The organism is Nocardioides sp. F233 (genome assembly GCF_057813895.1).
Map to the genome: position 1 here is coordinate 357558 of NZ_JBVASH010000005.1, position 21411 is coordinate 378968.

Annotated in this window: 13 protein-coding genes; 8 read left to right on the top strand and 5 right to left on the bottom strand. The window is 72.7% G+C overall.

The genetic code is table 11. The features are described from left to right. Positions 1 to 130 precede the first annotated feature (130 nt). On the bottom strand, positions 131 to 5551 hold the full coding sequence (locus ACZYRU_RS20785) for a PKD domain-containing protein (RefSeq protein WP_488958996.1): 5421 nt from the start codon (positions 5549 to 5551) through the stop codon (positions 131 to 133). 384 nt (positions 5552 to 5935) lie between these two features. On the opposite strand from ACZYRU_RS20785, the gene ACZYRU_RS20790 reads away from it, so the two are divergent. From ACZYRU_RS20790 to ACZYRU_RS20810, 5 genes are read left to right on the top strand one after another with little or no spacing between them, the layout of a single operon-like run. Next, positions 5936 to 7348: a hypothetical protein gene (locus ACZYRU_RS20790; protein ID WP_488958997.1), complete on the top strand. Its 1413-nt coding sequence runs from the start codon at positions 5936 to 5938 to the stop codon at positions 7346 to 7348. Next, positions 7345 to 8847, top strand: coding sequence for a hypothetical protein (locus ACZYRU_RS20795; protein ID WP_488958998.1), 1503 nt, complete (start codon positions 7345 to 7347; stop codon positions 8845 to 8847). The genes ACZYRU_RS20790 and ACZYRU_RS20795 overlap by 4 nt, the downstream gene beginning before the upstream one ends. Then, positions 8844 to 9728, top strand: coding sequence for a sulfotransferase family protein (locus ACZYRU_RS20800; RefSeq protein WP_488958999.1), 885 nt, complete (start codon positions 8844 to 8846; stop codon positions 9726 to 9728). The genes ACZYRU_RS20795 and ACZYRU_RS20800 overlap by 4 nt, the downstream gene beginning before the upstream one ends. Then, positions 9725 to 10954 carry a hypothetical protein gene (locus ACZYRU_RS20805; protein WP_488959000.1) on the top strand — a complete coding sequence of 410 codons (1230 nt, stop codon included), beginning with the start codon at positions 9725 to 9727 and terminating at the stop codon, positions 10952 to 10954. Before ACZYRU_RS20800 ends, ACZYRU_RS20805 begins: the two co-directional genes overlap by 4 nt. A 5-nt stretch (positions 10955 to 10959) precedes the next feature. Then, positions 10960 to 12129: an aminoglycoside phosphotransferase/kinase family protein gene (locus ACZYRU_RS20810; protein WP_488959001.1), complete on the top strand. Its 1170-nt coding sequence runs from the start codon at positions 10960 to 10962 to the stop codon at positions 12127 to 12129. A 43-nt stretch (positions 12130 to 12172) separates the two neighbouring features. Here ACZYRU_RS20810 and ACZYRU_RS20815 read toward each other — a convergent pair whose 3' ends face one another. From ACZYRU_RS20815 to ACZYRU_RS20825, 3 genes are all read right to left on the bottom strand, one after another. Then, positions 12173 to 13627 carry a carbohydrate binding domain-containing protein gene (locus ACZYRU_RS20815; RefSeq protein ID WP_488959002.1) on the bottom strand — a complete coding sequence of 485 codons (1455 nt, stop codon included), beginning with the start codon at positions 13625 to 13627 and terminating at the stop codon, positions 12173 to 12175. A 205-nt stretch (positions 13628 to 13832) separates the two neighbouring features. After that, a complete protein-coding gene (locus tag ACZYRU_RS20820) occupies positions 13833 to 14747 on the bottom strand; it encodes a glycosyltransferase family 2 protein (RefSeq protein WP_488959003.1) in 915 nt (304 codons plus the stop codon). Further along, positions 14737 to 16866, bottom strand: coding sequence for an O-antigen ligase family protein (locus ACZYRU_RS20825; protein ID WP_488959004.1), 2130 nt, complete (start codon positions 16864 to 16866; stop codon positions 14737 to 14739). Before ACZYRU_RS20825 ends, ACZYRU_RS20820 begins: the two co-directional genes overlap by 11 nt. 138 nt (positions 16867 to 17004) lie before the next feature. On the opposite strand from ACZYRU_RS20825, the gene ACZYRU_RS20830 reads away from it, so the two are divergent. From ACZYRU_RS20830 to ACZYRU_RS20840, 3 genes are read left to right on the top strand one after another with little or no spacing between them, the layout of a single operon-like run. Further along, positions 17005 to 18921, top strand: coding sequence for a hypothetical protein (locus tag ACZYRU_RS20830; protein WP_488959005.1), 1917 nt, complete (start codon positions 17005 to 17007; stop codon positions 18919 to 18921). A gap of 3 nt (positions 18922 to 18924) precedes the next feature. Next, on the top strand, positions 18925 to 19749 hold the full coding sequence (locus ACZYRU_RS20835; protein WP_488959006.1) for a LamG domain-containing protein: 825 nt from the start codon (positions 18925 to 18927) through the stop codon (positions 19747 to 19749). Next, positions 19739 to 20425, top strand: a complete 687-nt coding sequence (locus tag ACZYRU_RS20840; RefSeq protein WP_141800469.1) for a response regulator transcription factor — start codon at positions 19739 to 19741, stop codon at positions 20423 to 20425. The genes ACZYRU_RS20835 and ACZYRU_RS20840 overlap by 11 nt, the downstream gene beginning before the upstream one ends. Positions 20426 to 20434: 9 nt before the next feature. On the opposite strand, the gene ACZYRU_RS20845 is transcribed toward ACZYRU_RS20840, so the two are convergent. Further along, the coding region (locus tag ACZYRU_RS20845) for an HNH endonuclease signature motif containing protein (RefSeq protein ID WP_488959007.1) at positions 20435 to 21411 on the bottom strand (977 nt) is incomplete at its 5' end.

Consider the following 21411-nt stretch of genomic DNA (forward strand, 5'->3'; position numbering starts at 1 on the left):
ACTGACGGCCCTGGTGCGGACCGGTCATGTTGGCGATTATGCGCGGGTGTCCGGCCCCACGTCGAGGAAGGCCTCAACGTACCCAATTTTTGGGCGACCTGCTCGGCGTGTTGGTACGGCGTCACCATCCTCAGGGTGTGCTCACGGTGACCTGGCGGGTGGTCGTCGTGGCGACCCCCCAGCCGTCGGTCACCGTCAGCTCGACGGTGTAGGTGCCGGCCGCCGGGAAGGTGTGCGACACCGAGCTCGTGGTCGCGTTCGCGGTGCCGTCGCCCCAGACCCAGCGGTAGGTGATCGTGTCGCCCGTGTCGGGGTCGCTCGAGCCCACGGCCGAGAAGTTGCAGACCAGGGCCGAGCACGCCGGCGGGTTCAGCACCGCCACCGGTGCCCGGTTGCCGGGCGGCGTGGTGATCGTGACCGTCTGCGTCGCGGTGCCGGTGTCGCCCCACTCGTCCCGCGCGGTGAGCGTGACCGTGAAGGTGCCGGGCGTCGCGTAGGTGCGGGTCGGGAGCGGACCGGTGCCAGTGCCGTTGCCGAAGTTCCACGAGTAGGTCAGCGTCGCGGCGTTCTCGTCGGTCGAGCTGCGGGCGTCGTAGGTGCAGACGTTGTTGGTGCAGCTGACGGTGAAGCTCGCTACCGGCGGGTTGTTCGGCGGGTGGGTGACGGTCGCGTGCCGCTCGGACACGGCGCTGACGAAGTCGTGCTGGTCGATGGCCCGCACCTGCACGGTGTAGGCCCCGGCCGGGATCACCGGCGTCGTGTAGGAGAAGTTCGAGCCGGGGGTGCCGGGACTGTTGAGGAAGGCCGTGCGCCAGCTCGCGGTGGTGCTGGTGAACGTCCCCGTCGAGCTCATGTACTGCCCGGCGGAGTTCACGATCCCGACCTGCACCTGCTGCATCGCCTGGTCGTCCTCGGCCCGGCCGCTCACGAAGATCTTGCCGTCGGGGAACTCAGCGCCCTCGGTCGGGCTCAGCAGCGCGTCGGTCAGCACCGGTGGCTGGTCGCCGGGGTAGATCGGGTAGCGCGACGTCGCACCGGTGGTCGACGGGTCCTGCTGGCCCGCGGTGTCCCAGGCGTACGCCGTCACGTTCCAGTCGCCCTGGGTCGGGAGCGCCCGGTTCAACGTCCAGGTGGTGCTCGTCGCTCCGGGACTGGCCAGGGTGGCGTCGAGGTAGGCGAGCGAGGCGGACATGGTGCCGTCCGGTTGCAGGTAGCGGCTGGTGTCGGCGTCGCGGAGCGAGACGGCGACGCGGGCGACGCCCTTGTCGTCGGTGGCCGCACCCGACAGGTTCAGCAGCAGGACCTGCTGGCCGGTGATCGTCCCGGTCGGCGTGATCGTCGCGTTGGGCGGGGCGTCGCCCGGGATCGTGGCGTTGAGCGTCAGCCGGCCCTGGTTGGCGGACGACGTCGACAGGCCGATGTTGTCGTCGGCGCTGACCGTGAAGGTGTAGCTGCCGGGACTGAGGTTGAACGGCGTCGTGTAGCTCCAGTTGTAGCTTCCCTGGTTGATGTTGACCGGCGAGATCCGGTACGAGCCCGCGATCACGTTGGTGCCCCACGAGCCGTCGGCCGCCAGCCGCTCACCCGTCGAGGTGTTGCGCAGCGTCACCCACACCTGGTGCAGGGACTGGTCGTCGTTGGCCGAGCCGGCGAACGTGATCGGGCTGCCGGGCGTCACCGTCACCGGCTGGACCGCCGTCGGCGGCACCATCGACACCGGCTGGCTGATCGACACGGTCGGCGCCTGTCCGTTGGCCGTCACGATCCAGCGCCGGTCGGCGGTGTCGAGCGAGGACTGGCCACCCGTGTCGGAGGAGCGGGCCTGGGCCCACCACTCGTCCTCGAACGGGACGGTCACCTCGTAGGACCAGGTGGTCGTGGTCGCGCCGACCACGTCGGGCGTGATCTGGAAGGAGTTGTAGGTGAAGGACACCGTGCCGTCGTCCTGCAGGTAGCGGTTCTGCGTGTCGCGCAGGGTCAGGCTGACCCCGTTGACGCCGATGTCGTCGGCCGCGCTGCCGGTGATGGTGAAGGTCGTCTGGGCCTGCGGGCTCGGCGGGCCGGTGATGCTCGTCGTCGGCGGCGCGTCATCGGTCCCGAAGGTCTCGAACTTCTTCGACGCCTTGGTGTTGTCGCCGGTGCCGTTGCTCGCCACCGCGCGGGCCCGGACCAGCAGCTCGCGGTTGTTGGTCATCGTGACCGGGAGCCGCCAGGTGCGGGTCGGGCCGGTGCCCGGGTCCAGGGTCGCGTTGAAGGTGTTGAGCGTCGTCGTGCCCCACGTGGTGAGGTCGTCGTTGAGGTAGCGGTTGGAGTTGCGGTCCTGGATCTCGACCTCGACCCGGTTGATGCCGGAGGCCGCGGTCGCCGTACCGGTGATCTCGTACTGCTCGTTCACCGGCTCGATCCGGCCCTCGATGGGCGCGGTGATCGTGGTCTGGGTGCTGTTCTGCGCCGGCACGCTGGTGAAGTCCAGGAAGGCGATCCGGCCGACGTTGTAGCCGCCCTTGGTGTTGCCGTCACCGCCCACGAACAGGCCGCGCGGCGTCGCCTCGAGGTACTTGTCGCCCTCGTTGGAGTTGGACGACACGAACCACTCCAGGGCGTGCCCGTCCACCGGGTCGAGCGCCGCGAGGTGGGCGCGCTTGACCACCACGTCGCCGAGGGCGTACGCCGACAGCCCCTGGCCGGTGCCGTAACCGACGTCGTCCAGGCCGGGCCACGGCAGCGGTGCGGTCGCCGACTCGGACCACTGGAAGTGGCCGCCGACGTAGATGCCTGCCTCGGTGATCGCCACCGAGTACGTCGAGTCGAACTGCCGGGTGATCCAGACCGGCTGCGCGTTCGGGTCGTCGTTGAGGTTGAACCTGATCACCGTGTCGTTGATCGGCGGCCGGTCGCCGCCGGAGCCGCTGGAGACGATGAAGTACGAGTCGTCGGGCGAGATGTCACCGCCGTAGGCGCGCTGGATGCCGCCCACGAACTGGAGGTTGTCCTGCCACAGCGTGGTCTTCCACGGCGTCAGCTTGTTGGTGCGGGTGTTGATGATCGCCACGCCGTACCGGTCCTGGCCGTTGACCTGGCGACCGGTGTGGACCACCAGCAGCCGGCCCTCGTCGTGGCTCAGCTTGAGCCGCTGCACGGCCAGGTCGCCGTTGGTGCCGATGCCGCCGGTGATGTTGTTGACGAAGTCGCTGCGGACCGCGCCGGTCACACCGTCGATGGCGGCGAGGGCACTGCGCGGCACATTGTTGATCGTGGTGAACCGGCCGCCGGCGTACACCGTCGAGTTGGTGACGGCCAGCTCGTTGACCTTGCCGTTGGCGTTGGCGACGAAGCTCGCGATCGGCGCACCGGTCGTGGGACTGATCTGGGCGATCGCCTTCCTGGTCTGGCCGTTCACGGTGCCGAAGGTGCCGGAGATGTAGAGCTTGGTGCCGTCGGGCGTGGCCTCGACCGCGTCCACGCCGCCGTTGGTGAACGTCGGCCGGAAGGTCGTGTCGACCTGTCCGGTGCTCCAGTTGTACGCCGCCAGGCTGGGCTGGTTGATGATCGCGCCGTTGTTGGGCTGCCGGATCGAGGTGAACGTGCCGGCGATGTAGACCCGGTTGCCCACGACCTCGATGTCCCAGATCTCACCGTCGGTGATGGTCGGCTGGTTGGTGCGCGGCGTGTCCGGCACCAGCGTCGTGTGGCCCGGCCTCGGGTCGGACGGCACGGCCGTGGCGGAGCCCGTGGTCTGGTCGGTGTGGCCGTGGCCGTCGTTCACCGTGAGCGTGACCGTCCGGTTCCCGGTGGTCGCGTAGGTGTGCGACGGGTTGACGCCCGTCCCGGTCTGCCCGTCCCCGAACTGCCACGTGTAGGTCAACGTGTCCTTGTCGAGGTCGTAGGAGTGGGACGCGTCGAACTCGCAGGTCATGCCCGCGCAGCCGGTCGAGAAGTCGGCGACCGGGGGCTCGTTGGTGGAGGTCGCGTCGACGCCGGGGTCGATGACGACCGAGAGGAGCATGTCGCGCGAGACGGACGTGCTGGTGGTGGCGGTCCGTCCGGGGACGGGACCGACCGGCACCGCGCCGTCGGAGTCGCCGAGGATCGCGCTCACCTTGCCGGTCCCCGCCGCCGCGGCCTGGGTCCGCGTCTTCTCGCTGGCGGGCAGGGTCCACACGGTGTCGGTGGAGGACTTCTCGCTCCACACGTTGACCAGCCACGAGTTCGCGTTGGCCGCGGTGACGGCCGGTGCGGTGTGGCTGGTGGCCGGGGCGTCCGCACCCCCCAGAGCAGACGCCCCGACCACGGCAGGTCCGGTGCTGCGGTAGGCAGCCACGGTCATCGCGGACTTCACGTACGTCGTGCCGCTCGACACGGTGACGTCGCGGCCGGCGTCGGCCGCGGTCGCACTGCGGGTCCAGGCGCGGCCGCGGATCCCGTTGCCGTCGCGGGTCTGGATCAGGGTCCACCCGGCGGGGTCGTCGATCGGGACGGTCGTGGTGTTCGTGACGAAGAAGAGGACGAGCCGGTCGCCCGGCTGGACGGAGCCGGGGATGGTCACCGAGCGTCCGGGGGCGTTGCCGGCGCTGCTGGCCGCGTCGACGTACTGGATCTGTCCGGCGGTGACCGCCACGTCCGGGTTGACCTGCCGGGTCGTGACGTCCTGGTGGCTGCCGTCGCTGACGGTCAGGGTCACCGTGCGCAGCCCGGCGGTGGCGTAGGTGTGGGTGGGGGTGCGGCCGGTGCCGGTCTGCCCGTCGCCGAAGGCCCACGCGTAGGTGAGGGTGTCGCCGTCCGCGTCGATCGAGCCCGACGCGTCGAAGGAGCAGGTGAGCCCGCTGCAGCCCGCCGTGAAGGAGGCCTGGGGCGCCGTGTCGCTGAGCTGGCCGGGGCTGATCACGACGGAGAAGGTCGCGCTCCGCGAGGCAGCGGCCGTGAGCGTCGCGGTGCGCGCGGACGCCGTACCGGTGGCGACAGGTGCGTTGGAGTCCCCCCACACGCCGCTGACCTTGCCGCTGCCGGTGGTGGCGGCGGTGGCGCGGCTGGTGGTGCCGGCGGGCACCGTCCAGGTGCTGTCGGTCGAGGACTTCTCGGTCCACACGCCGACCAGCCACGAGCCGGCGCCGGCGACGGGGATGGCCGGGGCGTCGACGCTGGTGCTGGAGGTGTCCGAGCCGCCGGCGAGAGCGGTGACCGACGGCGTGACGCCGGTGCTGCGGTAGGCGCCGACCGACATGAACGACTTGGCAGCGGCGGTCGTCGTGACCGTCACGTTGACGTTGGCGTCGGCGGCGACAGCCGTGCGGGTCCACAGCCGGCTGCGGATGCCGTTGCCGTCGCGACTGGCGAGAGGGCTCCAGCCGGCCAGGTCGGGGATCGCCTCCGTCGTGTTCGTGGTGAGCTCCAGGAGCAGCACGTCACCGGCCTGGACGGTGCTCGGGACCCGTACGACGTGCGCCGTCCGGTTGCCGGCGGTGCTCGCCGCGTCGACGAAGGAGACGGCGCCCGGTGCGGCCTGGGCCGGTGGGACGAGTGGGCTGAGTGGCGCGAGTGCGGGGACGACCACGAAGGCGGTGATGATGGGGACGACCGCCCGGGCGACGCGCCGCCATCGTCGGCTAGGGACCGGTTGACGCCGACTGGTGGTGGTTGTGCGCATCTGCCTCACCGTCCCCGCACTCGCATGTTCCCTCGGTCCTTGAGGGCACGGCGATCGTGTCAACGGTCGTGCAGCGAGGGCATGACCGATATTGGGCAGGATTCGCCCGCACTTTCGGGGCTTCCGGCGACGTGCAGCGTACCCATCCCACAAATTGGGGGTATCTGCCGACGCCCTGCTCGCGGGCCCTCGGGGGCGCCCATGATGAACCGGTCATCGAGCGGACCGGCTCGGTCGACCAGACCGATCTGCCGGACCTGGACCGGGGAGGTGGACGTGGAGCAGCGCCGTGTGGTTCCACTGCGAGTCGTCGCGCTCGCGCTCCTGGCGGGCCTGCTCGCGGGCGCCGCGGCGTGGGGCTGGGGACAGCACCGCGCCCAGGAGCACGTCGGGACCGCCACGATCATGCTGCACCCGCTGGAGGGCAACGCCTACAGCCCCGGCGGCCGCGGCGACGACCTGGTCAACCTCGAGACCGAGGCGCAGGTGCTGCGCTCGGACACGGTGGCCCGCGCGGTCCTCGACCAACTGCACGAGGGCGGTACGCCGTCCGACCTGCTCGCGGCGGTCACCGTCGTGGTCCCGCCGAACACCCAGCTCCTCCAGATCACCGCCCGCGGCAAGGACGACGCCACCGCGGTCGCCCGGGCGTCCGCGTTCGGGGACGTCTACCTCAAGTTCCGCCGCTCGCGCACCGAGTCGGCGGTCTACGAGCAGACCTCGCGCCTCGAGGAGCTGGTCAAGCAGCGCGAGGACGAGCGGGACGCTGCGGTCGCCCACCTCGACCAGCTCAAGAGCGACGCTCCGGAGCGGGCCCTGATCCAGCAGCAGGTGCAGGAGGAGGTCGTCCAGATCGGGTCCCTGCGCGCCCAGCTCGCCGCGGCCCAGGCGGTCGCGCTCGACCCCGGCCAGGTGGTGACGCCGGGCCAGGTCGTCGGCGCCGGCCTGTGGGCCTCGCCGACGCGGGTCGGCGGGATCGTGGGCGTCCTCGCGGCCCTGCTGGTCCTGGGGATCGCAGTGGTCCGCCGGACCAGCGCGGCGCCCGACGTGGTGCGGCACCTGGACGACCTCGCCGACGCGGGACCCACCGTCCTCGGTGAGCTCTGGACCCCGGTCCGGGCCGACAGCGACGTGATCGCCCACGCGCGATCCGTGGTGCTCGCTGTCGGTTCGGACCGGCCGCCCGTCGTGGCCGTCGGCGCGGTCGTCGCCGGTCCCTCGATCACCTTCCCCGCACTCGTCGACTCCTTCGTGCGGGCCCGCTACGAGGTCGTCGCCGTCGACCTGACGCGTCGCGCGGACCGCCAGGCGATGGCTGAGCTGGTCCTGCAGGACGCCGTTGTCGCCGACGTCCTCGTCGAGGACGGCCACTTCCGCAACCGGCTGCGGCCCCTCGAGCCGGTGCCGGGTGCCCCCGACGCCGCGCCGCCGACGGACGACCTCGACGACCTGGCCGCCTCCGCGGAGATGCGCCGCATCCTCGCCGAGCTCGCCAAGCGCGCCGACCTGGTCCTGCTCCGCTCGCCCGGCCTGGGTACGACGGTCGGTCGCGCCGTGCTGGCCGCCGCGACCGTCGTGGTCGCCGAGGTCGCGCAGGGATCGGCCACCGAGGCCGATCTCGCCGTGCTGAGCGCCGAGGCAGAGCGCGTCGGGACCGTCGTCGCGGGGCTGATCCTCACCCACGGGCGTGAGGACGAGTCGTGACGGATGCACCCGGCTCGGGCCTCCCGGATCTCGAGGCCCACCACCTGCGCGCGGTCGCGCGAGGCAGCACCGCGACCCTGCTCGGTGCCGTGCTCAGCACGGTCGCCGGCTTCGGGCTGGTGCTGGTCGTGACCCGGGGCGTCGCCCCGGACCCGGCCGGCAGGTTCTTCGCGGCGACGGCCGTCTTCCTCGTCGCGCTCGCGGCAGCCGGGCTCGGGACCGACACCGGGCTGGCCCGGTTCGTGCTGCGGACCGACCAGCCGGCCGCCGTACACAGGCTGGTGGGGATGGCGGCGATCCCGGTGCTGGTGGTCGCCGGCACGCTGGCGCTGGCCCTGGCGGCCTGGTGGCCCGACACCCGGTGGCTGGTGTGGGCGCTGCCGCTCGCCGCCACCTCCGACCTGTGCCTGGCCGCGGTCCAGGCCCACGCGACCTTCCGCGCGGCCGTCCTGATCGACCGGATCGTGCGGCCGGCGACGCAGATCGTGCTGGTGACCGCGGCGGTCGTCGCCGGACTGCCCGGCGCGGCCCTGGCGCTCGCCTGGGGAGCGGCGTACCTGCTCAGTGCGGTGCTCGCCGTCCGTGCCCTGCGGGGCGTGCTGCGCACGACCCGGACCGAGGCCGTGGCGGGCGACCACGTCACGCCCCGCGAGTTCTGGGGGTTCACCTGGGCGCGCGCGGCGGCGCGGATCGCGCAGGTCGGCGTGCAGCGGCTCGACATCGTGCTGGTCGCCTGGCTGCTGTCGCCCACGGACGCCGCCGTCTACACGGTGGCGACCCGGTTCGTGGTGTTCGGCCAGCTGGCCAACCAGGCGGTGTCCTCCGTGGTGCAGCCGAGGTTCACGCTGATCCTCGCCGGCACCGACGACGGGGACGCCGGCGCCCGGCGGGCGCTGCTCAGCCGGGTGTTCGCGGTGACGACCAGCTGGAGCGTGCTGCTGGCGTGGCCGGTCTACCTGTGCGTCGCGGCGGCGCCGCTGGCCTACCTCGGGTGGTTCGGTACCGCGTACACCACCGACGACGCGCGCACGGTCGCCCTCGTGATGGCCTGCGGGATGCTGGTCGCGGTCGCCTCCGGACCGGTCGACACCCTGCTGCTGATGACCGGGCGCAGCACCCGCAGCCTCGCCAACACCCTGGTCGCGCTGGTCATCGACGTCGGTGGCTGCCTGCTGCTGGTCCCGCGGATGGGCATCGTCGGCGCTGCGCTCGCCTGGGCGGTCGCGGTCGTCGTCCGGTGCTCGCTCGCGGTGGTCCAGGTCCGGCCGGACATCGGGCTGCTGCCGGGGCGACGCGTCCTGCTCGTCGCCGCAGCCGTTCCCCTCGGCTGCGTCGGCGTACCGCTCGCGCTCGTGCAGGTCCTGCGCGGCCTGACCCCCGCCACCTGGCTGCTGGCCTCGGCGCTCGTCGCCGTGGCGTACGCCGGCGTCGTGTGGCGGCTGCGCACCCGGCTCGCCGTTGACCTCTTCCTGCCCCGGCGAGAGCTGGTGACGGCATGAGCGGCCTGCGCGCGGCCGTGGGGAAGGCCCGGCGCCGGCTGCCCGAGCCGGGCGTCCGCGCGGCCCGGGCGCTTCTCCTCGGGTGGGGCTGGCTGACCGCCGACCTGCGCGAGGAGCCCCGTGTCATCGTCGTCGGCGCGCAGCGGGCCGGGACGACCACCCTGTTCCGGCTGCTGAGCGAGCACCCGCAGCTGCGCCGTCCCACGGTCGACAAGGGGACCGGCTACTTCGACGACGGCTACCGGCACGGCCGGCGCTGGTACCGCGCCCACTTCCCGCTGCGCCGACCCGGCCGGTGGCGCCGGACCAGCTTCGAGTGCAGCGGCTACTACCTCTTTCACCCGCTGGCCGCGGAGCGGATCGCCCGCGACCTGCCCGGCGTCCAGGTCGTGGCCATGGTCCGGGACCCGGTCGCGCGCGCTCACTCGGCGCACCGCCACGAGCTCGCCCGTGGCTTCGAGACGCTGCCGTTCGCCGAGGCCGTCGACCGCGAGCCGGCCCGGACCGCCGGGGTCTCCGCCCGGCTGGCGGCCGAGCCCGGCACGCTGAGCTTCGAGCACCGGCACCACGCCTACCTGCAGCGCGGAGAGTACGCCGCGCAGCTGCACCGCTTCGTCGCGGAGCTCGGCCCGGACCGGGTGCACGTCGTCGAGGCCGACGAGCTCTTCGCCGACCCGGTCCCGGTGTACGTCGACCTGCAGCGCCGCCTCGGCCTGCCGGTGCACCGCCCCGACGAGGTCGGCCGCTGGAACGAGCGGCCCGGCGATCCGCTGCCACCCGACCTCGAGGCCCGGCTGCGCGGGCACTTCGACGACCACGACGCCGCCCTCACCGAGCTCCTCGGCCGGGTGCCCAGCTGGCGAAAGGAATCACTGCGATGACTGCTCTCCATCCTCCGCGCGGACGCCACACCGTGCTCTCGGGCCCCGTCCGTCACCGGCTGGCGCGGGGCACCCGCTGGCACCCCGGCACCCGCGAGGTGCGGCTGTCGCACCTGCTCCTCGGTGGTCAGAACGGGATGACCGGCCACGAGTTCGCGACGGCGATGATGGACCCGCTGTGGCCCTCGCGCCGGGTGGTCGAGGGGCCCCACGCCGAGCTGCTGGAGAGGGGACCCGGGCAGTCCGACCAGGACATCCTCCGTTCGACCTATGCACGGATGGCGCGGGCGTGCATCCGGCACACCGGCGTCTACTTCGATGCGACCGACGATGCCGGGATCGTGGCCCAGGCCCGGCAGATCCTGTCCCGGGCGGCCGGCGAGTCGGCGGAGGTGCCGACCGGCGTGATGCACTCGCCGCCGGGGCAGCCGGTGCTCGTCGTACCGATCGCGGACTCGAGCTGCTTCCAGGTGATCGACGGGCACCACCGGATCGCCCTGGCGGCCGTGGCCGGGGAGACCACCGTCCCCGTGCGGGTACGCCGCGGCAAGGTCAGCACGCCGCTGCAGGACCTGCTCCACGAGATGTCGTGGCTCGAGGGCGGCCGGGAGCTCTACCAGCCCGTCGACTCGCCCGAGCTGACGGCGCTGTGGCCGATCGTGCGTTGCTGCGTCGACCGGCTCGAGGCGATGGAGGGCTTCCTGCGCCCGCGGGGCCTGCTCGAGGGCCGCTACCTCGACGTCGCCAGCTGCTACGGCTGGTTCGTCGGCCAGATGGCGGAGCGGGGGATGGCGGCCGAGGGCATCGAACGGGACCCGCTCGGCGCCACCCTGGGCCGGCTGGTCTACGGCGTGGACCCGGACCGGATCCGGATCGGGGACGTCGTCGACGTGCTGCGCGGGACCCGGGAGACGTGGGACGTGGTGTCGTGCTTCAGCCTGCTGCACCACTTCGTCCTCGGGCGCGGCGCCTGCGACGAGGTCGAGCTGATCCGGCTGCTCGACAAGTCGACGCGGCGGGTTCTCTTCTTCGACACCGGCCAGGAGCACGAGCGCTGGTTCCAGAAGTCGCTGCGGGGCTGGAACCCCGACCACATCCGCGACTTCCTGCAGACGAACACGACCTTCGACCAGGTGCTCGACCTCGGGCCGGACCGTGACGCAGTGGGCCCGTACGCCGAGAACTACGGGCGGCACCTGTTCGTCTGCATCCGCGAGGGTCGGTGAGAGCGGTGGCCAGCGAGCTCCTCGACACCGTGGCCGAGCTGTGGCCCGGCGCCGACGTCGTTCCTGCAGGGACGGCGGGCGACGGCCGCCCCGTGCGGGCCCGCTACGCGCTGCTCAGCCGCGGCGACGACCCCACCGTCCTGGTGCCCGTCGAGTCGGCCACGGCCGCCGGCGCCTCGCTGCGCCGGTTCAGCACCGCTTCCTCCTGGTGGGAGACGACCTCGCGCGTGGCCGCGGGCGCGGCCGTCCGTGCTGTTCCCGGGCTGCTGCGCCAGCGCGTGGAGGTCCGGGGCGGGCACGACGGGCTGGCCGAGCACCTCTCGGAGGTCCTCGGGACGCCGGTCAGCTTCAGCCTCAGCATCGGCACCGCCCGGGTGAACCGGAAGCCCGTCCTCCAGGTCTTCGACGCGGAGGGCCGGTGCCGGGCGTTCGCCAAGGTGGGATGGTCGGAGAACACCTGCGCCGACGTGACGGCGGAGGGGCGGGCGCTGGCGACGGTGACGGCCCTGGAGTACCAGCACGTCGTACCGCCCCCGTTGCTGGCGCGTACGTCGTGGGCCGGGCGGCCGGTCCTCGTCATCGGGCCGCTGCAGCCCTCACCGTGGCGACGCCACCGGCGGGCCTGGACGCCCCCCGAGGAGGCGATGACCGAGCTGGCGTCGTCCTTCTCCTCACCGGACGGTCGGCTGACCGACTCCGCGTGGTGGCAGCGCCAGTGGGAGGCGACCGGTTCGCTGGTCGACCCGGTGCTGCGCGGCCGCTTCGGGCGGGCGATGGAGCGGGTCGACACGATCGTCGGTCGGCGGGCGCTGAGCTGGGGCGCGTGGCACGGCGACTGGACGCCGTGGAACATGGCGGTGGCCGGCGACACGGTCCTGCTGTGGGACTGGGAGCGCTTCGAGACCGGTGTGCCGATGGGCCTGGACCCGCTGCACTACGTCGTGAACTCGTTCAACGCCGGAGTGCCGACCTCGACCGAGGGGGTGCTGCGCGCGCTGTGCTTCGCGTCGTACCGCGACCGCAGCCTGGGTGGCGAGCCACACGTGACCAGCCTGCTCTACCTGGTCGCGATCCTGACCCGGTACCTGCGCCTGGTCGACGTGCCCGGCGGTGAGCACATCTCGCCGCGCGCGATGCAGACCCTGATAGCACTCGAGCGCCTGACCCAGGTGTGAAACCCGGGGCAGGCGCTCGAGAGGGGTGCGTCAGCGGTGTGCGTCAGCGCAGGCGGGGCGAACCCGCCAGCACCTGGGCGAACTCGTTGCGCTTCTCCGGGGTGCCGAGCGTCCACGGAGCCGTGCTGTTGAGCTCACTGTCGAAGTAGGAGTAGGCGATGCCCCCGAAGTCCTGCATGCTCTTCACGGTGTTCGCGATCTCGGTCGGGCGGTCGATGGCCGCCTTGTCGGTGATCCCGGTCTCGCCGAGCGCCCACTTGACGCCGACGGTGCGGGCCCAGGCCGCGATCTTCTGGAAGTAGCCGGGCATGTCGACCCAGCGCAGGTCCATCTTGCCGTTCTTGACCGAGCCGTACTCCTGGTAGATGTCGAAGCCGGCGATGTCGATCTTCACGCCGCGCGGCCAGATGTTCGCCAGGCTGTACTGCGGGTCGCCGTAGAACTGGTGCCACCCGGTCACGATCACGCTGAACGCCACGTTGGGGGCGTTGTTGCGGATGATCGGCGCGAGGTGCTCCTGCATCCGGCGCCACTCCTGGATGTCGCCGTCGTTCTCCGGCTCGTGGTGGAACGCGATCCAGACCGGCCCGTTCAGTGCGGCGAGGCGCTTGGCCAGGTCGGTGGCCCAGGCGTCACCCACGCCGTTGGCCATGTCGGTCCAGCTGTACGGCGGCTTGAAGCTGATCCACGGCAGCCGGCCGGCGGCCAGGTCGGCCGTGGCGTTCTTGACGGCGCTGGCGACGCCGGTGCCCGTGTAGTAGGTACGGCGCACCGCGAGCTTGTTGCCGAGCTGCTGCTCGAGCGCGGCCGGGTCGGTGTTGCCGCCGTGGGCCGCGCCGATGTAGGTGCCGCAGGACGGGATGCCCCGCGCGTCGCGGCTGCAGCCGTTGGTGAGCGAGCCCGTGGAAGCGTTGCCGCCGCCACGGGTGTTGACCCGCAGGTCGTCGACGAGCAGGCGCTGCGCCGAGGTGAGCGAGGGCGTGCGGAACCGGAGCTTGAACACCGAGTTCGCCGCCTTCGCGGTCATCGTGACCTTCACCCGGGTCCAGGCCCGGCCCTTGGCGTTGACCGTCTTGGTCTTGGTCTGGAGCGTGCTGCCCTTGACCTCACGGACCTGCAGCGCGACGGTGCGCTTGCCCGTGGAGCGGACCCAGGCCCGCACGACGTACTGCGTGCCCTTGGCGTGGGCGCCACCGAACTTGTGCTTGCTGACGGCAGCGGCCGGTCCGTGGTTCTTGGTGCGCACGACCAGCGCGCGGCTGTGGTTGCGGCCCTGGCCGGTGCGCGAGAGCGTCACCCGACTGCCGCCGACACCGGCGAACCCGTCCAGGTGCGACTCGAAGGTCCCCGTGGGGACCGTCGCCTGTGCCGCTCGGCTCGGCTGTGCCGACGTCGGCACCGCCGCGACGGCACTGGTCAGCAGCACGGCTGCCAGGACCGGCAGCCAGAGCCACTTGATACGGCCGTTCTTGTTCTTCGTCTTCTCGGCGTCGTGCAAGACGCCACCTCCCCGGATGTCCGGGGCCGTCGGAGCAAAACTACGGCCCGCGTTCTCTCTTGTCTTCGGCTCGATTGGAACCGGAACGAGAGATCGAGGCCAATATCCTCCCCCATTTGAGGTATGACGAGCGGGGAGTGCCGGGAGGCAGAACGGGGCCGGGGCAGCCAGGGCGAGCGCGGTCATCTCGGCAGGCCCCGTGGGTCTAGATCCCGTGCCCCCGTCGGTGCGCCAGGTGCAGCAGCCGCTCGGCGCTCACCAGGTGCAGGGCGACGGCCGCGGCGAGGTACGCGCGCGGCTCGAGCGGGGAGCTCCAGGCGGTGCGGGCGGCCCACGGCAGGGCGTCGCGCCGGCCGAGGGCGGCGAGGGCGAACGCCTTGCGACCGGTCTCCCGGGCCAGCGCCCTCCTGTCGTCGAAGAAGACCGGGTGCTTGGCCAGGCCGTAGTCGATCGCGGCGGCGATGGTCGCCCACTGCTGCGAGAACTGGGACCCGCCCCACCGCACCCGCACCAGGGGCGCCTCGACCAGGGCGAAGCCGCCCTGCTGGGACGCGCGGATCATCCAGTCGAAGTCCTCGCCGTAGCTGCCGGGGATCTCCTCGTCGACGAGCCCGATCCGGTGCACGAGGTCGTGGCGTCGTACGACGACCGAGGAGGGGTGCGCCGCCATCGTCCGGTGCCGGACCAGCTGCCGCAGCTCGAGCTCGGCCGGCGTCGGCACCCGCCGCGTCGAGGTGCCCTCGTAGGTCACCTCGATGCCGGTGACGGAGGTGGGGGCGTCGCCGGCCGCGAGCGCCCGGACCTGGCGCAGCAGCTTGCCGGGGAGCCAGAGGTCGTCGTCGTCGCAGAACGCGACCAGGTCGCCCTGCCCGGCGAGGATCCCGGTGTTCCGGGCGCCAGCGAGTCCGGGGCTGCGGGTGTTGCGGACGACGTCCACCTGTCGCTCGACCTGGGTGCGCACGAGCAGCGGGTCGGGCTCGGAGCGGTCGAACACGACGATCACCCGGATCCGGCCGGGGTACTCCTGCTCCAGGACCGCTGCGATCGCCTCGCGCACCATGACGGGTCGGTCGTGGGTCGCGATCACGACGTCGACGTCGGGCCAGATGTCATCCAGCATGGACCAGCACCTCCTCGGCGGGCACGCGCGGTGCGGGTGCCGGCTCTTCCGTGTTCCGTGTCTTCTCCCGAGGTCGCCTGCGTCGGGGCAGGCGTACGCCGATCAGCCCGGCCAGCAGGCCGAGCGCGAGTCCGCTGGTCACCGGGATGCCGCGGTCGGCGCCGACGGAGCGCACGGGCGTGAGCCGGATCAGCGTCCCGGCCTCCGGCCGGTGCGTGGTCAGGTAGTCGATCGCGGCCCGCAGGTAGGTGCGGGTGGCGGCCCAGGCGGGGTCGGTCGGGTCGATCGCGGCCAGCCGTTCCTGGAGCCGTGCGACGAGCGTGGTGCGCCGGTCCTCCAGGTAGGTGCGCCGTGCGGTCAGGTACTCCTCGGCGACGGCCCGGGCGGCCGCCCGGGGATCGTGCGCCGCCGTCGTGGTCAGGGTCAGCTCGAGCACGGTCGACAGCGGCGGCGCCGAGACGCTGATGTCGTCGCGCAGCTCGCCCGGCGTCATCGCGACCCGTTGCCCGGCCCTGGCCAACGCCCGCTGCGTACGGACCAGGGCCGCCTCGGTGTCGATCGTCGCGGCGACCGGCTGGACGACGGGCTGGTCGACCAGTGCCCCGATGGTGACCTCCCGGGCGAACTCGCCCACGTCGAGGTAGGTCGGCGAGGGGGTGAGCGCGACCGTCACCGTGCTGGTGCGCTGCTGCGCATGGCCGACGGTGGTGGCCGCGCCGACCAGGCCGCCGAGGGCCGCCGTACTGGCCACGACCGCGACCGCCCGGGCGCCGGGGGCCCGCAGCCGGTTGCCGCCACCCTGCTCGCGCCAGGCCAGCCCGATGCCCGTCATCACCAGCATCATCGGGAGCTCCATGGTGTCGTACACCGACAGCTGGAGCAGGAAGACGCCGATCACGAAGGTGGCGACGGTCTGGTTCACCGTGCGACATCGCCAGGTGCGCCGCAGCGCGAGCACGAAGAAGGTCAGGAAGAAGGCCGTCCCCACCCAGCCCTGCGAGAACAGCACGAGCCAGAGCTGGCCCTGGGTCCCGAGCGGGGGTACGCCGCAGGCCGGGCAGTCGGGTTTCGCCCCGCCTGCGATCGAGGTGAAGGTGCCCGCGACGTTGCGGGTGCTGCCGAAGCCGACCACGGGCGAGCCACGGGTCATCGAGTCGACCGTCGCGACGAGCAGCTGGGAGCGGCGCTCGTTGCTGTGCGGGTGGCTGAGGCGCTCGGAGATCGTCGTACCGAGCGGCGTGCTGGTGAGCGCGAACCCGCCGAGGACGACCACGACGACGAGGCCGGCGAGTGCGGTGTGGTTGCGGCGGGTCGCCAGCAGCACGAGCAGGCCGACGCAGCAGCTGCCGACCGCGAGCCACAGCCCGCGGTTGAGGCTCCACACGACCGGGATCGCGGCGAGTGCCAGCACCACCGGTGCCAGCAGCCGCCACCGGGAGCGCGACCGCGCGATCGTCGCGACGAAGTACACGAGGCCCAGCGACATGATGCTGCCCCACGTGTTCGTGTAGGGGAACGGCGCCTTGGGCCGGGGTTCCGGTACGCCGAGCACGGTCTGCACGTCCGAGGCGCGCGCCGACACGAGGGTGCTCACGAAGCCGTTGCTGCGCAGGCCGTGGGGGAGCACCCGCTCGGCGAGCGTGGTGATCGACAGGTCCGGAGCGAGCAGCCCGAGCAGCCCGCCGGCCACCGCGACGACGAACACCGCCGCCATCATCCGATGCACGACGCGGTCGGAGAGCCGGTCCCTGGGTGTGTTCCCCAGCCAGACCAGCACGACGGTGGAGGCGAGGTACCAGGAGAACCGGTAGCCGAACACCATCAGCCGGCCCGTGCCGCCGCCGGTCTCGGCTCCCGGTGCCGCGGCCCACAGGGTGCCCAGGCCGAGCAGCACCCAGGCCAGGAAGAGCAGCCACCACCCGAAGCCCGGGGGGACGATCACCCGGCGGCGGCGCCGCAGGTCCAGTGCCAGCACGACGGCGACCACCAGCGGCACGACCGATGCCAACCCCAGCACCCACCACACGGGCAGGCCGACGATGCCGACCACGAAGCAGCGCACGGTACGCCGTGTCGGTCCCCGTCCGGGCCGGTCCCCCGGTGACGTGGCGGACGTCATGGACCAAGCGAACCCGGCACCCGCGGATGGCGGCTCACCAATTTTGGGGGACTAACGGCGCACCCCGGCCGGGGCCGGTTGGACCGTCCTAGTGTCGCCAGAACCCGTTCATCGGACCGGTGGGGAGGGGAGGTCGCCATGAGACGGATCGCTGCTGTCGTGCTGTGCTGCGTGACCCTCCTGGGCTCGTCGCTGCTGGTCACGCCCGCCTCCGCCGGCTGGGAGGACGGTGGCACCCTGGTCGGCGAGGTGCCGGTCGCCGGCACCCCGCAGGTGCTCGACGGCGAGGTGCTCGCCATCGTCCAGGTCGGCGGCACGATGATCCTCGGCGGCACCTTCACCCGGGCCCGCGACGACGGCAGCGACGTCGAGCTCACGCGACGCGGCCTGCTCGCCTTCGACGCGGCGACGGGCCGGATCGACCCGGCGTTCCACCCCGACCCGGACGGAGCGGTCAACGCCGTCGCGGTGGGGCGCTCGGGCACCGTGTACGTCGGCGGTGAGTTCTCCACGATAGGCGGCCTGCCGCGGGCCGGGATCGCCCGGGTCGCCCTCGCCGGGGGGACGGTCGTGCCGGCCTTCGACGCCGGCCGGGTCGACGGCCCGGTCCGCGACCTCCGCCTTGTCCGCAACAGGCTGTGGGTCGCGGGAGCGTTCTCCCGGATCGGCGGGCGCAAGCAGCGCGCCCTCGCGGTGCTCGCCGCCCGGACCGGGCGCGCGCGGCCCCAGCCCGACCTGACGATCGCGGGCCGGGCCCGGCACGGCCTGGGCCGGACGTCGGTGTCGCGGATGGCGGTCAGCCCCAACGGGCGGTACCTCGCGCTGATCGGGAACTTCCGCTCGGTCCAGGGAGAGCGACGTGTGCAGCTCGCGGTGCTCGACCTGCGCCACGCAGCGGGGGTCACCTCGTTCCGCACCCGCTTCTACACCGCCACTTGCGCGGACATCTACTACAGCTACGTCCGCGACGTGGACTTCGCGCCGGACGGCTCGTACTTCGTCGTCGCCACCTCCGGCGGTCCGGGCGGTCCGGGCTCGCCCTGCGACAGCGTCGCGCGCTTCGAGACCCGCGGCACCGACCGCGCTGCTCGTCCGTCCTGGATCTCGTCGACCGGGGGTGACACGCTCCAGTCGGTCGAGGTCACCTCCAGCGCGGTGTACGTCGGCGGCCACCAGCGCTGGTTCAACAACCCGTACGGCGTCAACAGCGCCGGCCCGGGCGCAGTCCCCCGTCAGGGCATCGCCGCACTGAGCCCCGCGAACGGACTGCCGTTCCGCTGGAACCCGGGCCGCACCAGGGGTGTCGGTGTGGGTGACCTGCTCGCGACGGGCGCCGGGCTGTGGGTCGGCTCCGACACGGACCGGATCGGTGACCAGGACCGAGCCCGGATCGCGCTGCTGCCGATGGGCGGGACCTCGTACCCGGCCGTGGGGACGCCTGGGCGGCGGGCGACGGTCTACAGCGGCCGGGGCAGCGACCTGGTCCGGCGCAGCCTGCGGGGGAGTCGGGTCGGCCCCGTGTCGGCGGCGCCGGGCGGCGGGCCGGACTGGAGCGCCGTCGCCGGTGCCTTCGTGCTGGACGGCCGGCTGTACGTCGCGGGCCGCGACGGGTCCTTCACCCGCCGTACCTTCGACGGCACGACCTACGGACCGGCCGAGCCGGTCGACGCGGCCGACGGCGTGGTCCCGCTCCAGGCCTGGCACGCCGAGCTGGCCACCGTGACCGGGATGTTCTACGACCGCGGCCGGATCTACTTCACCCTGCCCGGGTCGCGCGCCCTCCACTACCGGTACTTCAACTCCGAGAGCGGCATCGTCGGCGCCCAGCGGCTGGTGGCGTCGCGCCGGGTCGGCGGCTTCGCGCCGCGCCGGGTGCGCGGGATGTTCGTCGCGGGCAAGCACCTCTACTGGGTCACCGGGTCGCGGCGCCTGAGGCAGACCGGGTGGACCCAGAACGCCCAGGCTGGCGCGCCGAGCGGCGAGGTCACCGAGGTCGGCGGTGGTCGGTGGGGGCCGGGCGTGGTGTTCGCGGGTCCGGCGCGACAGGGCGGCTGAGTCGTGTCGGCCCCGTCCCTGGTGGTGGTCCTGCTCGCGATCGGTACCGCGGGCGGGTGCGCGATGAGTGGCGACACCGTGACGCCGACGGCTGCACCACCGTCCGGCCCGCCGGCGAAGGGGCTCGCCAAGGTGGACCTCGGGCTCGGCTTCGATCAGGTGGTCGTGCCCGGCGACATGGTCCCGGGCACGGTCAACGGCGGCACCGCGCGGGTCGACATCACCGTCGTCACCCAGGGCGGTGGCCGGCTCACCTGGACGCCCGGGCGAACCGGGGGCTCGGCCATCCGGACCCCGGCGTACGCCGCCGAGGGGCCGGTCCCGGCGGCCGCGCTCGTCGTACGCACGGACCCGTCGGCCCCCGACCCGCTCGACCCCGGCACCGGCGACTTCCTGGTGGCGGTCGACTTCCGCGCGGATGCCGCGACCGCGGGACGCCCGGAGGACGACGGCGACAACCTCGTGCAGCGGGGTCGCTTCGGCCAGCCCGCACAGCTCAAGCTCCAGCTCGACCACGGGGTCCCGTCCTGCCGGCTCGCCGGGACGCTCGGTGAGGTGCTGGTCGAGGACTCGAAGCCGGTGACCCCCGATCGCTGGTACCGGCTGACGTGCACCCGGACCGGCCCGTCGGTGCGCATGCGGCTGGTGGACCTCGACGGCGGCGCCGATCCGCGGGAGCAGACCGTCACCAGCGACCCCGGCGCCATCAGCTTCGACCACGCCCCTCTGTCCATCGGCGCCAAGGTCTCCGACCGCGGCCGGATCGCCCAGGGCTCCACCGACCAGTTCCACGGAACGATCGACCGTGTCGTCCTCGATGTCCGTTGAGGAGCCGGTCCGGCGCGTCGCGCTGGTCGCCGAGCGGAGGCTCGTCGGCCAGGCGATCGCCGCAGCCCTGCGCGGGCGCGGCCTGGCCCCAGTCCTCTTCGAGTGGCCCGAGCGCGGCGGCCGGCTGTCGTTCCGCCAGGGCCTGGCCCGCAGCGGCGCCTCGGTCGGCGTGATCCTCTGCGACCTGCGCACCCCCGACCTACTGCACGACGTGGAGCTCCTGGTCAGCCGCGGCCCGATCCGCTGGCTGGTCCTCACCGACAGCGAGTTCGGCCCACGCTGGGGCACCGTCCTCGGTGCCGGGGCGACCGGCGTACTGCCGACCACGACGACCACCGCCGGCCTCGCCAAGGCCGTCCGCGACACCCTCGCCGGCGGCTCGCCCACCCCGGACGTCCTCCGCGAGCGGGCGCTGCGCGAGTGGGAGAGCGTCGCCGAGGAGCAGCGCGAACTCGTACGCCGGATGGAGCTGCTCACTCACCGCGAGTACGAGGTCCTCGGCGCCCTCTACGACGGCCTCTCGGTCCGCCGGATCGCCGACGCCTCGGGCGTCGCCGAGGCCACCGTCCGCAGTCAGGTGAAGTCGCTGCGCCGCAAGCTGGGGGTGGACTCGCAGCTGGCTGCGGTCGCGCTGTACCGGCGGTCGCTGGAAGTGTTCCCGCGGGCTCGGCAGTGAGGGTGTTCGTCAGGCGGCGCGTGGTTGCGCGGGTGCGTAGGTGACGCCGGCAGCCCGGAGGCTCTCGAGGGTGTGTCTGGGTGGTGGGGTCCAGACGGGTTGTCGAGTGTCGGGGTCGACGTGGACGGCCCAGGGGGTCTGGTGGATGAGGACGTGGTGGTGGCGACAGAGCATGACGAGGTTGTCGAGGCTGGTCGCACCGCCGTCGGCCCAGTGGACGACGTGGTGGGCATCGCACGCCAGGGGCATGCGGGTGCATCTTGGGAACGCGCAGTGCCGGTCCCGGATGACGAGGGCCATCCAGATCGCGGCGGTGACGAGTCGTTGAGCACGACCGACGTCGAGGACCTGACCGTGGGTGCCGAGCACGGTGGGGATGATCTCGGCGTCGCAGGCCAGGCGGCGTACGGCGCTCGCGGAGAACCGGGCACCGGTCGGGGTCTTGCCGTTGCGGGCCAGACCGGCGTCGATGACCTTCTGCTTGAGTGATTCCTGGTCGATGAGGACCACGATGCGGGGCTTCGAACCGTGGTCGCGGGGCAGGTCGTCGGTGGCGGCGAGCCGGTCGCAGGCGTCGACGAGGGCGTCCCACAGCCGGGCGCCGGCATCGCGGGGGTCACGCCCGTCGTGCCCACAGCCGGGGGTGAGGCACGCAGCGGCAGTGGCGACCCCGTCGTCGTCGAACAATGGCTGACCGGGCTGCCTGTTCACGCCGCCGCAGGTGCCGGGTTCGGTGGTGGCCGGGGCGGAGAGGGGGTGGAGGGTGGCCTTGATCTTCTCGGCGTCCTCGACCGTGCCGTAGCCCTTGACCCGCACTCCGCCGTGGCCGTCCTCGGCGAAGGAGAGGTGGCGGGCGTGATGGGCGGCGCGTTCGGCCTTCGCCTTCTCCTTCTCGGCGTTGATGATCTCCGCGTTGGGGTCGAGCTCACGGACCACGTCACCGAACGCGGTCTGCAGATCACTGGCGTCGTGGCCGTGGGTGTCGA